The 13858-nt window shown below is 42.7% G+C and carries 14 protein-coding genes; 7 read left to right on the top strand and 7 right to left on the bottom strand.

Annotation, left to right across the window (positions count from 1 at the left end; translation table 11 throughout):
• Window positions 1–455 precede the first annotated feature (455 nt).
• The 3 genes from ACFE93_RS01815 to ACFE93_RS01805 all read right to left on the bottom strand — a co-directional run bounded on the left by ACFE93_RS01815 (window position 456) and on the right by ACFE93_RS01805 (window position 2460).
• Complete coding sequence (locus tag ACFE93_RS01815; RefSeq protein WP_375471752.1) at window positions 456–620, bottom strand: hypothetical protein; 165 nt, start codon at window positions 618–620, stop codon at window positions 456–458.
• Between the two features lie 83 nt (window positions 621–703).
• Window positions 704–2095, bottom strand: a complete 1392-nt coding sequence (gene asnS / locus ACFE93_RS01810; RefSeq protein WP_375471751.1) for an asparagine--tRNA ligase — start codon at window positions 2093–2095, stop codon at window positions 704–706.
• Between the two features lie 2 nt (window positions 2096–2097).
• Complete coding sequence (locus ACFE93_RS01805) at window positions 2098–2460, bottom strand: hypothetical protein (protein WP_375471750.1); 363 nt, start codon at window positions 2458–2460, stop codon at window positions 2098–2100.
• Window positions 2461–2564: 104 nt separating this feature from the next.
• Between ACFE93_RS01805 and ACFE93_RS01800 the strand changes: the two genes are divergently transcribed.
• The gene (locus ACFE93_RS01800; RefSeq protein WP_375471749.1) at window positions 2565–2840 is read left to right on the top strand and encodes a DUF6439 family protein; all 276 of its coding nucleotides are present in this window, start codon (window positions 2565–2567) and stop codon (window positions 2838–2840) included.
• A 76-nt stretch (window positions 2841–2916) separates the two neighbouring features.
• On the opposite strand, the gene ACFE93_RS01795 is transcribed toward ACFE93_RS01800, so the two are convergent.
• On the bottom strand, window positions 2917–3366 hold the full coding sequence (locus tag ACFE93_RS01795; RefSeq protein ID WP_375471748.1) for an ATP-binding protein: 450 nt from the start codon (window positions 3364–3366) through the stop codon (window positions 2917–2919).
• A gap of 390 nt (window positions 3367–3756) precedes the next feature.
• The gene (gene rlmD / locus ACFE93_RS01790; RefSeq protein WP_375471747.1) at window positions 3757–5163 is read right to left on the bottom strand and encodes a 23S rRNA (uracil(1939)-C(5))-methyltransferase RlmD; all 1407 of its coding nucleotides are present in this window, start codon (window positions 5161–5163) and stop codon (window positions 3757–3759) included.
• A 213-nt stretch (window positions 5164–5376) separates the two neighbouring features.
• Between rlmD and ACFE93_RS01785 the strand changes: the two genes are divergently transcribed.
• Window positions 5377–5862, top strand: coding sequence for an allophycocyanin (locus ACFE93_RS01785; protein WP_375471746.1), 486 nt, complete (start codon window positions 5377–5379; stop codon window positions 5860–5862).
• A 791-nt stretch (window positions 5863–6653) separates the two neighbouring features.
• On the opposite strand, the gene ACFE93_RS01780 is transcribed toward ACFE93_RS01785, so the two are convergent.
• Window positions 6654–6938: a hypothetical protein gene (locus tag ACFE93_RS01780; RefSeq protein ID WP_375471745.1), complete on the bottom strand. Its 285-nt coding sequence runs from the start codon at window positions 6936–6938 to the stop codon at window positions 6654–6656.
• Between the two features lie 224 nt (window positions 6939–7162).
• Here ACFE93_RS01780 and ACFE93_RS01775 point away from each other — a divergent pair, with 224 nt between their 5' ends.
• From ACFE93_RS01775 to purF, 5 genes are all read left to right on the top strand, one after another.
• Complete coding sequence (locus ACFE93_RS01775) at window positions 7163–7477, top strand: hypothetical protein (protein ID WP_375471744.1); 315 nt, start codon at window positions 7163–7165, stop codon at window positions 7475–7477.
• Window positions 7464–7685 carry a hypothetical protein gene (locus ACFE93_RS01770; protein ID WP_375471743.1) on the top strand — a complete coding sequence of 74 codons (222 nt, stop codon included), beginning with the start codon at window positions 7464–7466 and terminating at the stop codon, window positions 7683–7685. Before ACFE93_RS01775 ends, ACFE93_RS01770 begins: the two co-directional genes overlap by 14 nt.
• Window positions 7666–7857 (top strand): type II toxin-antitoxin system death-on-curing family toxin, encoded by a 192-nt coding sequence (locus tag ACFE93_RS01765; protein ID WP_375471742.1) that lies wholly within the window; start codon window positions 7666–7668, stop codon window positions 7855–7857. Before ACFE93_RS01770 ends, ACFE93_RS01765 begins: the two co-directional genes overlap by 20 nt.
• Window positions 7858–7900: 43 nt before the next feature.
• Complete coding sequence (gene purL, locus ACFE93_RS01760; protein WP_375471741.1) at window positions 7901–10351, top strand: phosphoribosylformylglycinamidine synthase subunit PurL; 2451 nt, start codon at window positions 7901–7903, stop codon at window positions 10349–10351.
• Window positions 10352–10703: 352 nt separating this feature from the next.
• On the top strand, window positions 10704–12203 hold the full coding sequence (purF, locus tag ACFE93_RS01755; RefSeq protein WP_375471740.1) for an amidophosphoribosyltransferase: 1500 nt from the start codon (window positions 10704–10706) through the stop codon (window positions 12201–12203).
• A gap of 73 nt (window positions 12204–12276) precedes the next feature.
• Here the strand turns inward: purF and lysS are convergent, their stop codons facing one another.
• Entirely contained in the window at window positions 12277–13815 is a 1539-nt protein-coding gene (lysS, locus tag ACFE93_RS01750; RefSeq protein ID WP_375471739.1) for a lysine--tRNA ligase, read from the bottom strand.
• Between the last annotated feature and the right edge of the window lie 43 nt (window positions 13816–13858).

Here is a 13858-nt window from a genome sequence, read left to right as displayed (position 1 = left end):
CAAGAAAGTATTTGCCTTTGCAAACCATTAATCTAGATGTAGTAAATGTGAAGAATTGATCATAATTCAGTAGTTATGAGGTTAATTTTTATTTGATAGAGGTTTTCGAGTAGATTTAATATAGCCAATCTGTAGGGTTACAACAATTGTTGTAACCCTAATTTATTGTGTATGAGATTTAATACTGAAGTGAGAACTGCTATATATGTTGCTTTGTCAAAATTTTAGGGAACTCTATTAATAGAACCTTATAGGTTTAACCCTCTGTTTAGATATCAATAAAAATCGATTTTTTAGGATATTTACTTTTGTGTAATGACCTATTGTATAAATCCCCATTGTCCAAAACCTGTTCGCAACCAAATGGGATTGGGTACTATTACTGTTGATGATAGGAATAATAGGGATTTAAAAGACTGTATTAGATATAGATACCATTACTCGTCAGTTTTTTCTCAATTTCCTTGGCTCATTTCCACTGACTCGCTAAACTGAAGCCATAATTCCCAGTTATTACCGCTATGCTTCATTAATAGGAAGTCGATAAAATCACTGACTTCCCGAACTAAAGATTCTGGCATTGGCCGGATTTTACCAATGGTTTGGTCTTGTATGCTCATGATAAATGTTTTCAGTTGGATTTCTCTTTATCCACAAAAGTCAAAAACCTGGCAATTATAAATAGCCAGGTCTAAAATTTAAACTAAAACTCTGCACTTTGCGGTGTACGCGGAAAGGGAATCACATCGCGAATATTTCCCATACCTGTTATAAATTGCACGAGTCGTTCAAAACCCAACCCAAAACCCGCATGGGGAACAGTACCATAACGACGCAAATCTAGATACCACCACAAATCCTCTGGGTTTAATCCTTGCGCTAATACACGCCGTTCTAAAACTTCTAAACGTTCTTCTCTTTGCGAACCGCCGACAATTTCGCCAATTTTAGGTGCGAGAATATCCATTGCGCGGACGGTTTTTTCATCGTCGTTCAAACGCATATAAAAAGCTTTAATTTGCGCTGGATAATCTGTAACGATCGCAGGCTTTTTAAATAATTGTTCAGCTAAGTAGCGTTCGTGTTCTGATTGTAAATCTAAACCCCAACTCACAGGATATTCAAATTTGACATCAGCTTTTTCTAAAAGTGCGATCGCTTCTGTATAAGTTAAGCGTTCAAATTGATTATTAATTATATTTTCGGCTGTTGCCAACACAGATTTATCAATGCGTTCATTAAAAAATTCCATATCTTCTGGGCAAGTTTCCAACACATATTTAAAAATGTGTTTGAGAAACGCCTCAGCTAAATCCATATCGCCTTCTAAGTCACAAAAAGCCATTTCTGGCTCAACCATCCAAAATTCTGCTAGGTGGCGCGAGGTGTTGGAATTTTCTGCACGGAAGGTAGGGCCAAATGTGTAGACGTTGCTAAACGCCATCGCCATAACTTCCGCTTCCAACTGGCCGCTAACTGTTAAATATGTGGGTTTAGCAAAAAAGTCTTGGCTGTAATCTACTGCTTGGTTTTCTGTGCGGGGAATATTCTTTAAATCCAAACTGGTAACGCTAAACAGTTCACCCGCGCCTTCGCAATCGCTAGCAGTGATTATGGGGGTGTGTACCCACAGAAAGCCTCTTTCGTGGAAAAATTGGTGAATTGCTGTAGAACAAGCATTTCTGACGCGAAAAACTGCACCAAAGGAATTCGTACGCGATCGCAAATGTCCAATCGTTCGCAGAAACTCAAAGGAATGGCGTTTCTTTTGCAGGGGATATGTATCGGGATCGGCTTCTCCGTAAACTTTCACCGTCTCGGCTTTCAACTCAATTCGCTGTCCTTTACCCAGAGAAGCCACTAGTACTCCTGTCGACTCGACAGCAGCACCCGTATTCAATTTTTTCAATATAGCTTCGTAATCTGGCAAATCCTGATTAATCACGACTTGCAAATTAGCTAGTGATGAGCCGTCATTGACTTCAATAAAAGCAAACCCTTTGGATTCGCGCTTTGTCCGCACCCAGCCTTGCACTTGGAGGGACTCATCAGGTTGGCCACTTCGCAATATTTCTGCAATTCGTCGATTTACCATATTTATCCAGCATAAGACTTTAATATCCAGCCTATGATAACGCCCATTCCACCAAAGCGGACGACTTGCCAGAAAGGTTTTTTGAGGCTACGCCAAGAAAATAACTGGCTTTCTAAGTTAAGTTCTAGCATTTCCAACTGCCGTTGAATTTGCCGTAACTCTGCTTTGATTTCTGGTGTCTGAGATTTATTGTGCTTTAGTCGATCACGGCGCTGTTGCCATTGTGCCTGTTGCTGGCGATCGCGCTGTACTTGCTCATACCGTTCTCTCAAGGATAGGAGCGATCGCTCTACTTCTTCTAGTTCTTGTTCAAAATCTGGTTCGGGAGTTTCCCCTGGCGGTTGTGATTGTTTAGACGGCTTCATGTACAAATAGTAAACTAAGATTAAATGCGACCTGCCAATAGTCAAAATTAAAACTACGAGTTTTTGACTCAGCACTCAGCACTCATCACTCAGCACTCATAATTATGTCTCAATCTACTCAGCTGCCTAAAACCAGTCAACTGAATGAACTTACTACTCTAGAACTAGCTCAAGCCCTTATGGAAAGGCTGACTATTTCCCCTAACGATTGGCATCGCCTCAAGTCTAACCGCAATTCCCGCGCTAATGAACAAGTGGCAGCAGCGATTGTGTATCTTTTAAAGAATCAGCCAGAAGAGGCTCAAGCTAGATTACAACAGGCAGTTGGTTGGTTAGATCGCTCTATTTCTGCCCCTCCCTGTCCGAGTCACGGCAAGTAGGGAGTAGGGAGTAGGAGAAAAAATCAATCAACTAATAGCTTTTCTTACTCCCCACTCACTATTCCCTACTCCCCTTTTATCGTCGCAGAGATAATCCCCGGCGATTTTCCATTTGTTTACAAAGCCTCAATTCTGTGCCTTTGCGGTTCCACTCTACGCGATCAAATATTTGATGCAGAAGACATAAACCACGACCATTTTCTGACTCATCTGGTGGAAGATAGTCTGTTGGTTCTTCATCACTAGTAGATGAAGGAATAAAGCCACTACCCTGGTCTGATATTATCCACCAATATTGATTATCTATTACGGAAAAACGAACTACAACTGTTTTACTCGGATCGAGATTATTACCATGTTTAGCTGCGTTGACTAGGGCTTCTTGAAGTCCTAGCCGCAGTTCCGCTTGTAATTTTGCTGGAATTTCTGCCAACAATAAGTCTAATATGGGACAAAGGTAGAGGGTTGAGGCAAAACTAATAGTGCCCCAATAACGTCCAACTGGACGGAGTGAAATAGTAATCACAAGAGAAACCCCATAGCTTTCAGTTAGCTAGACATCAGTTTGCTATTACAGTCACCCTGATAAAACTTGAGGTGGTCATGCTGCCTTCAAACTTGCGTCTTTAAAACTAAATTTTGAAAATGCTAGGGAGCATTAGTTCTATAGTCTGAATTGGGATTGTTTCGGTATATATCGGCTGGAATAAGTTTGATAATCAAGTCAGCAAATTAAAAATATGCTGTTAATTTTAGAGAGTATTGGCATACTCTAATTAGTTACCGATTTATAATTCACACAACCTTCTTCATGTTTTTAAGAACCTATGCTACTTGAATGTATTCAAACAAAATGAATTTTTATTTTTCGCTTAATTCAATTTTAGCATCTTTAGTATGCAGTAAACTAAAAATTTCAAATTTCAGTTTTTTTGAAGGAATTAGTACCCTTGTCAAAATGTGATAGCACAAGAAAGGCGGCAGCTTCAATATGAGCAGTTTGAGGAAAAAAATCAGCAGGTTGTACCCGTGTGATGGTATATTGCCCATCTTGACAAAGCAATTTCAGGTCGCGGGCGAGGGTAGCTACTTTACAGCTGACGTAAACGATCCGAGATGGTTTCAATTGCCGTAAAGTATCTATGACTGCCCGATCGCACCCCTTACGTGGCGGATCGAGTATTACTACTTCTGGTATTGTGCCCATTTGGGGAAGCAATTTCTCTACTGCCCCAACTTGGAATGTCACATTATCAATTTCGTTGCGGTGGGCATTCAAAATAGCTTGTTCTACTGCTGCTGGTTGCACTTCTAATCCTGTAGCAATACGAACTTTTTTGGCAAGGGGTAAAGTTAAAGTCCCTACACCACAGTAGGCATCAACCAGGAACTCATGCCCTTGAAGATTGAGTTCTGATTGAATTACCTGCAATAGTGCCTCTGCCGTTTCTGTATATACTTGGAAAAATGTATCTGGGCGTACTTGAAATTCCAGTCCAGCAAAATATTCACGCAGGTGGGGTACTCCAGCGATGCAACGGGTTTCTGATCCAAAGATAGCATTTGTGCGATCGCGATTGCGATTGAGCGACACTCCTACTAACTGCGGATAACGCTTTAACCATTCCTGGGCTTGGGTTTCAATTCCTGATAAATTCCAGTCCTTCACCACCAAAGTCAGCAACATTTCCCCTGTGTGTCGGCCAATGCGTAAACCAAGATGGCGAATTTGTCCTTGATGACGCTGTTCGTCATAGATTCGCCAACCTCGTTGTTGGATATCCTGCTTAACTTCGGCAAGTAAGGGATTTAATCGCGCATCTTGGACTGGACATTGATTTAAATTAATTAATTGGTGACTACCTTTTTGATAGTAACCAGCTTGTACCTGTCCTGTTGCCGATGTGCCCAAAGGATATGTAGATTTGTTACGGTAGCCGAAAGCAGAAGGGGCAGCGAGTACCGGATCTACTGGTGGTTGGATAAAACCACCAATGCGTTCCAAAGCTTGGATAACTTGATTTTGCTTGGCTAATAGCTGGTAATCATAATTAATATGCTGCCACTGGCAACCACCGCACTTATCCGCCACAATACAACCTGGTCGGATCCGGTGGAGAGATGGCTCCAATAGCTGCTGGAGCTTCCCGTGGGCGTATTTTGGTTTAACATGAACTAAGCGGACAATGGCGCGATCGCCTGGGACAGTATCTGGGACAAACACTACACGCTCATCAGCACGTCCTACACCATCGCCTGTATCATTCAGATTAGCGATCGTCACTTCAATTAATTCACCCTGTTGCCAAATTATTTTTGTCATTTGTCATTGGTCATTAGTCATTGGTCATTAGTCATTGGTCATTGGTCATTTGTTATTGGGCACTGGGCACTGGGCATTGGGCATTGGGCATTGTCTTTACTCCCCACTCTCCCCAAACAGATAAATTCAATACATAAGTAACTCCGATCCCTTCACTTGTGTACCTCCGACTCGCTAAACTAACAGATAATATTTCAGGTGATTTCAATAATCATGACTGTAATTAGCCAAGTTATTCTCAAAGCCGACGACGAACTGCGTTATCCCAGCAGTGGCGAACTTAAAAATATCAAAGACTTTCTGCAAACCGGCGTACAACGGACGCGGATTGTGGCTACCTTAGCTGAAAACGAAAAAAAGATAGTTCAGGAAGCAACCAAACAACTTTGGCAGAAACGTCCTGACTTTATCTCCCCTGGAGGTAATGCTTATGGTGAACGCCAACGCTCTTTATGTATTCGTGATTTTGGCTGGTACTTACGCCTAATTACCTATGGTGTACTTGCCGGTGACAAAGAGCCAATTGAAAAAATCGGTTTGATTGGTGTGCGGGAAATGTACAATTCATTGGGCGTTCCCGTGCCTGGAATGGTAGAAGCGATCAATTCCCTCAAAACAGCCTCCCTTAGCTTACTGAGTGCAGAAGACGCTGCTGAAGCATCACCTTACTTTGATTACATCATTCAAGCGATGTCTTAATACAAAGTGTGTGCTGGTTCTAGGAATATACTTTCGGTCTACTAGAGTGAGTGCGAGGTATTAGCACTCGATAGGCATAAAATCCCCAATTTGATCATACCTTCCCCACATTTGGTAGTGGCTGTGGCAAAAACTCTGTCAAGTTACCAACCAGTTGTGGGGAAATTTTATGGATATGGGCATGGGGTACAAGTCGCTTAGGGCAAGTGGGCATCTAACTAATGACTAATGACTAATGACAAAGACAAATACAAAAAACCGACAGTCCTTGATTAAGGCTGTCGGCTATTAAGTGTGTTCCCTATTAATGACTCGGCTAGAGTTCAGTTGTCATTAATTATGCCTAGTTACCGATCGCTGGTAGACGATCCTAATCATCGATATGTGTGATTCTCGTCACATGATTGTTACATCTAAACTGCATATACCCGAATAATCTCTGAGTAGACACTAGATTCACGTAAGTAAAGGAGCTAGAAATTTCACCAAGATTAAAAAATCAAGTTATCTTTAAAGATTAAAGCATTTTGTGTGCTAACGATCTTCATCTTGTCTACCTCGTTGTCGGAATAATCCTGTTGACTGCATTTTGAGGTTTTACTACCCCTCCATCCAAGAAACAAGTTTGCTTGTAAGAAAGGCTACACAAGCATCTTCTGCCAAGATTTACCAAGATGGAAATACAAGTATTTAGTTAGAGTTTAAATTGAAAAGCGATCGCGCTTCAATTTACAGGAAGTAAAAGTGCGTAGCTTGCCGCCGTAGGCATCGTGTTTTGCAATATAAATTAATTAGCATCCCAAAATACTTTTAACGCCATTTACCAACATAGCTACTAATTGAACTGATGCGCTGGCTGCATAAATTGTATTCAACATTGCTCCTACTGCTGCTGATATTGTCTCCATACTAGCTCCTGCTATAAGCATTGTTATTACTGTACTTGAAATATAAAGAATCCCAGTCGCAGCTATACCTGAACCAGCTAAAATTGCGCCAACCATAGCAATAATAATAGTCCATTCCAATGGATTAGGACTATGACAAACCTGAATAAAGATTATAGGAAAATTCATTTTACTACTTCAATAATATTGCACTTATTTAATTTTAATTTTACAAACAAGCGTTTATTTGTAATAATAGTAAAATGACTCAAATTATCAATCTTCAGTTTAATTGACTAGGAAATTAAGTGTTTTTGCAGTTGCCTTCATTGAGTAAATCACAATAGCGCGATAAGCTAGAGTTAGCAACAAAACTGATTCATAACTGGCAAAAAACCTAGCTTAGGGTAACGATGGCAACAGAACAAAAGCACAGCACTTATTTATCAGAAGCCGAAAGCCGTTTGCGTCAACTTTCTATTGAAAAGTTGCGAGTAGCAGTTGCGTTTCTGACTTATTTGCAAGAAACAGAAGAAAACGAAGTTACTGAGAAACTATTATTAAATATTCCTGATTTTGCCAAATATTTGCGCGAAATTGAACAAAGCGAAGACAAATTAGAAAATACTCCTTCAAATCAGATTGCCTCAGATGAAGAGGTATGGCAGGCTTATTTAGCTTCTAAACAGAAATGGGAGGAGGTTTACCGTCGCCTTGCAGACTCCTAGATTTCTTTCTATTTCTCAAGTCTTAGACATTCACCAAGATGAGATAAACAGCTTTGGTGGAACATCTGGTGTCAGAGACGAAGGTTTGCTAGATTCAGCATTGGCACAACCTCAAGCTACATTTTGGCGGCGAACTTCTCCATCCTACAATTCACGAGCAAGCAGCAGCATACCTGTACCATTTAGCGATGAACCATCCGTTTATTGATGGCAACAAACGCACTGCATTTGCGGTTATGGATACCTTCATAACCTTAAACGGCTACAGTTTGAACTTATCCCAAGAGCCAGCTTACAACTTGGTGATTCAAGTAGTTCAGAAAGAAATATCCAAAGAAGAATTATCTGCATTTCTGGAACTGTACTTACAAGGCAAGTAAATCGATAGAATAATGCTCTGTCCCCCCAGAGTGCATTACTTCCATGACTGCAACCTCAAAACCAGCCTTTTCCCCCCAAGAAATTGCTGCTGAAGGTCTTAAACCAGAAGAATACGCAGAAATTGTCCGTCGGCTAGGCCGTCATCCCAATAAAGCTGAACTGGGAATGTTTGGCGTGATGTGGTCTGAGCATTGCTGTTATAAAAATTCTCGACCTCTACTTAAACAATTTCCCACTGATGGCCCCCGCATCCTCGTAGGGCCTGGTGAAAATGCTGGTGTTGTAGACTTGGGTGATGGACTCCAACTAGCTTTTAAGATAGAATCTCACAACCATCCCTCAGCGGTCGAACCCTTTCAAGGAGCTGCAACGGGAGTCGGAGGCATTCTCAGAGATATTTTTACAATGGGTGCGCGTCCCATTGCCCTATTAAACTCGCTGCGCTTTGGTTCCCTAGAAGATGCTAAAACCCAACGGCTATTCACTGGTGTCGTATCAGGAATATCTCATTATGGTAACTGTGTGGGAGTACCTACCGTTGGCGGCGAAGTTTACTTTGACTCTGCTTACTCTGGAAATCCTCTGGTGAACGTTATGGCACTAGGATTGATGGAAACATCAGAAATCGTCAAATCTGGAGCATCTGGCTTAGGCAATCCTGTGTTGTACGTTGGTTCCACCACTGGGCGCGACGGTATGGGAGGCGCCAGTTTTGCGAGTGCAGAATTGAGCGAGCAATCCATAGACGATCGCCCTGCTGTGCAAGTGGGCGATCCCTTTTTGGAAAAGTCGTTAATTGAAGCTTGTCTGGAGGCATTTAAGACGGGTGCAGTTGTCGCCGCCCAAGATATGGGAGCAGCGGGAATTACCTGTTCTACTTCAGAGATGGCAGCAAAAGGCGCTGTGGGAATTGAACTAGATTTAGATAAGATTCCCGTCAGAGAAACGGGGATGGTTCCTTACGAATACCTGCTTTCGGAATCTCAAGAACGAATGCTGTTTGTTGCTCATAAAGGGCGCGAGCAAGAATTAATTGATATTTTCCATCGGTGGGGACTTCAAGCCGTTGTCGCTGGTACAGTCATCGCCGACCCGATTGTACGGATTCTCTTTCAAGGTGAAGTAGCAGCAGAAATTCCCGCTGAAGCTTTGGCAGAGAATACCCCACTGTATAACCGGGAGTTGTTGGCAGATGCACCAGAATATGCACGTCAAGCTTGGGAATGGACTGCTGATTCCTTACCTCCTTCTACAACTGCTGGAATAGAACTCCAAGGAGGACTGCAAAGTTGGAATAATATTCTCTTAACTTTGCTCGATACACCGACGATCGCTTCTAAAAATTGGGTATATCGTCAGTATGACCATCAAGTACAAAATAATACAGTTATGCTGCCAGGTGGTGCAGATGCAGCTGTTATCCGTTTGCGCCCCCTTGAAGAGGATGGGGGACGGGAGAGCGAGGGAGCAGAGGAGCAGAGAAGAATTCCCAATGTCCAATGCGGTGTTGCTGCCACGGTAGATTGCAATCCTCGTTATGTTTATCTTCACCCTTACGAAGGAGCTAAGGCAGTGGTGGCAGAAGCTGCACGCAATCTTAGCTGTGTGGGTGCAGAACCTATAGCAGTAACGGATAACTTGAATTTTGGCTCTCCAGAAAAACCCATTGGTTACTGGCAATTGGCAGAAGCCTGTCGCGGGTTAGCGGAAGGTTGCCGAGAATTGGCGACACCAGTCACGGGCGGAAATGTCTCTTTGTACAATGAAACTCTTGATTCTCAAGGTATCCCCCAACCAATTTATCCCACTCCTGTTGTCGGTATGGTGGGCTTGATTCCCGATATAAGCAAAATTTGTGGTCAAGGTTGGCAAGCATCCGGTGATGTGATTTATCTTCTCGGATTGCCTCTGACATCTAAAATCAGTTTGGGAGCATCTGAATATTTAGCCACTATCCACGATACTATTGCCGGAAAACCACCACGGGTAGATTTTGACTTGGAACGCCACGTCCAGAAAGTTTGTCGTGAAGGAATTCGTAATGGTTGGGTACGTTCAGCCCACGATTCTGCTGAGGGAGGAGTGGCGATCACTCTAGCAGAATGTTGTCTTGCTGGCAATCTTGGTGCCGAAATCAATTTAGAAATACTACCAACACAGTTAAACCACGGCAGTTGCTCCACTTGGGGAGACCCCAAGACCGGACTGCCTCGCCTCGACGAGGTGTTGTTTGCCGAAGGTGGTGCCAGAATTTTAGCTTCTGTAGCATCAGCACAACAAGAAATTTGGGAATCATATTTACAGGAACATCTGGGTCAAAATTGGCAAAAACTGGGTGTAGTTGGTAATTTTGAGACGGGTTTGGGGGTTTTCACCACTGATAACCAAACCTTAATCAAAGTTAGTATCGAAGATATGAACGATCGCTATTCCCATGCGATCGCTAGACGTCTCACCATCCATACCACTACTCCTGAAGAAGTTAAGAGTTGAAAGTGAGGAGCTAGGAATAAAAAGCATAACTCCTTACGCCTAACTCTTCACTCTTTTACTAGCGTCTCTGAGCAAATTTACGGTACTGTTTTAATGGATGGTTAAAGATTTGTTAAGAATTCCGCAGCCATCCATATAATCCCAGTGACTGACTACCAATTTGAGATTTTAAATTTTAGATTTTGGATTAGGGGCGTTGCTTCTAGTTCATATCTTGCTCTTACTGGGCAAAACAAATCTAAAATAGCCATTCTCAAATCCTAAGCCGCATCCTTACTACGATGCGATCGAGCCAAAATCGTCAATCTCAAATCCAAGATTGATTGACCCCCCCACCAGGAGCAAAGCTAGCATGATTTCTATTCATTCTGTCATTTCGGATGAATACCCCGACCAGACCAACAACCCAATTAATAGTCATGAAAATCAGCCTGACAAGCCAGAAGAAGCTTGTGGTGTTTTTGGCATCTACGCCCCAGGAGAAAACGTTGCTAAACTGACATACTTTGGATTGTATGCCCTTCAACATCGGGGTCAAGAATCAGCTGGTATTGCTACCTTTGAGGGAACACAAGTACATCTTTACAAAGATATGGGCTTGGTGTCTCAAGTTTTCAATGAATCTGTGTTGGATCGATTGCCCGGTCGCCTTGCTGTTGGTCACACTCGTTATTCCACCACAGGTTCTAGCCGCAAAGTTAATGCCCAACCCGCAGTACTGGAAACCTCTTTAGGTTCATTAGCTTTAGCACATAATGGTAATTTAGTCAATACCGTGCAACTACGTCAAGAGTTGCTTGAGAATAAATGTAACTTAGTCACGACAACAGACTCAGAAATGATCGCTTTTGCGATCGCCGAAGCCATAGATACGGGCGCTGATTGGCTAGAAGGTGCAATTCAGGCATTTCACCGTTGCCAAGGAGCCTTTAGTTTAGTTATTGGTACTCCCGTCGGCGTTATAGGTGTCCGTGACCCCAATGGCATTCGCCCTCTAGTAATCGGCACTTTGGCTGGTAATCCAGTCCGTTACGTTTTGGCTTCCGAGACTTGTGGTTTAGACATCATTGGAGCCGAATACCTGCGAGATGTAGAACCAGGTGAATTAGTTTGGATTACTGAAGAAGGTTTAGCTTCTTATCATTGGAGTCAAAAATCCGAGCGGAAATTGTGTATCTTTGAGATGATTTACTTTGCTCGCCCTGATAGCGTCATGCATAACGAGAGTTTGTACAGCTATCGAATGCGATTAGGACACCAGTTAGCTAAAGAATCTGTTGTAGATGCGGATATTGTCTTTGGTGTTCCTGATTCTGGTATACCTGCTGCTATTGGATTTTCCCAAGTGTCTGGTGTCGCTTACGGCGAAGGACTGATTAAAAATCGCTATGTTGGGCGAACCTTCATTCAACCAACCCAAATGATGCGGGAATCAGGTCTGCGGATGAAACTCAACCCCCTCAAAGATGTGCTGGCAGGGAAACGAGTGATTATTGTAGATGACTCGATTGTACGCGGTACTACCAGCCGTAAACTAGTCAAAACTTTGCGTGACGCAGGAGCAGTAGAGGTACACATGCGAATTTCTTCTCCGCCTGTAACTCATCCTTGCTTCTATGGCATCGATACCGATTCTCAAGATCAGCTGATTGCTGCTACCAAGTCAGTAGCAGAAATTGCCAAACAACTGGAAGTAGACAGCCTAGCCTATCTGAGTTGGGAGGGAATGCTAGAAGCCACACGAGAAGACACCGATAGTTTCTGTTCTGCCTGCTTCACTGGAGATTATCCCGTAGCGATTCCTGAGCAAGTGAAACGTTCTAAGCTGATCTTAGAAAAAGTAGTGGTCTAAGGACTGAGGGAATTAGAGAGATGAGGAGGAATTAAAATCTTCCCCAGTACCCAGTCCCTAGTCCCCAGTTCAATTACGAATTGTTACTACTGGCTTCATCTGGGGATGATTCTGATTTTTCTGGCTTGAGTAAGGGGAATGCGATCGCATCCCGAATACTGGCACAATCAGTTAATAACATCACTAACCGATCAATCCCAATCCCTAAACCACCTGTAGGTGGCATACCGTATTCCAAAGCGGTGAGAAAGTCTTCATCTACACCTTGGGCTTCTAAGTCACCAGCAGCTTTCCGCGCCGCTTGAGCTTCTAAGCGTTCTCTTTGCTCAATGGGATCGGTAAGTTCTGAGAAGCTATTCCCAGTTTCTCGCCCGACTATAAATAACTCAAATCGTTCTACCAAACCAGGCACAGAACGATGAGGTTTTGCTAGGGGCGAAATTTCTACAGGGTAATCAATTACAAAGGTAGGTTGAATTAAATTAGCTTCTACTTTCTCTTCAAAGGCTAAATTTAATAACTTACCAATTGATTGGGCTTCATCTATACCAGGAATAGCAGCATTTTTACTTGCTGTTTTTGCTTCTTCCAAACTTTGGAAAGAATTAAAATCCAAACCCGTAAATTCTTTAACTAAATCGTGCATTGTTACCCGCCGCCAAGGTGGTGTTAAATCTATCGATTCCCCTTGGTAGGTGATTTCCAATGTGCCGATTACCTCTTGGGCAACAGTGGTAATAATCCCTTCAGTCAACGCCATCATATCGTTGTAGTCGGCGTAGGCTTGGTAAATTTCAATCGTCGTAAATTCGGGATTGTGTCGAGTCGAAATTCCCTCATTGCGGAAAACTCGCCCCAATTCAAACACCTTTTCAAAACCACCCACAATCAGCCGTTTGAGATGAAGTTCTGTAGCAATTCGCAAATACAACTCCATTTCTAAAGTGTTGTGGTAAGTGATAAATGGACGTGCATCTGCACCCCCAGTCTCACTTTGCAAAACCGGTGTTTCAATTTCCAGAAAATCTCGCTGTTCCAAATAACGGCGAATACCAGCAGTAATTTGAGCGCGACGGCGGAAAGTTTGCCGTACTTCTGGGTTAACAATCAAGTCAACGTAGCGCTGACGATAGCGCTTGGCAACATCCGTTAATCCATGCCACTTGTCGGGTAGCGGCAATAGGGATTTAGTGAGGATAGTATATTGTTTAACGTAGACAGATAACTCGCCCTTTTCAGTCCGTTTAATAGTACCTTTGGCTCCTAATATGTCACCTGCATCTGTGAGTTGTTTCAGGTGATTGAAGGCATCGGCATCAATATCTGTCATACCTTCTTGGATGCGATTTTTATCTAAATAAAGCTGAATTGTACCGGTTTCATCTTGCAAGGTGAAGAAAGCCAATTTACCGAAAACGCGACGCGCCATAATGCGTCCGGCTATGGCAACTTCTAAATCAACTTCTTCACCACTGACTAAATCGGCAAACTTTTCTTGTAACTGCGCTGCATGATGGGTAGATTCCCAACGATAAGCGTAAGGATTAGTCCCTAGCTGCTTGAGTTGTTCTACTTTCTCCAGCCTCGCGGCTCGGATATCTTCTTCCGACATGGTAACGAACTAAATAGGGCAAGATTAATTATAGATGCTGCCA

This window comes from uncultured Nostoc sp. (genome assembly GCF_964247315.1).
Classification (GTDB): Bacteria; Cyanobacteriota; Cyanobacteriia; order Cyanobacteriales; family Nostocaceae; genus Nostoc.
Note: the sequence above shows the minus strand (reverse complement) of the source record. Positions and strands in the feature narration are given on the sequence as shown.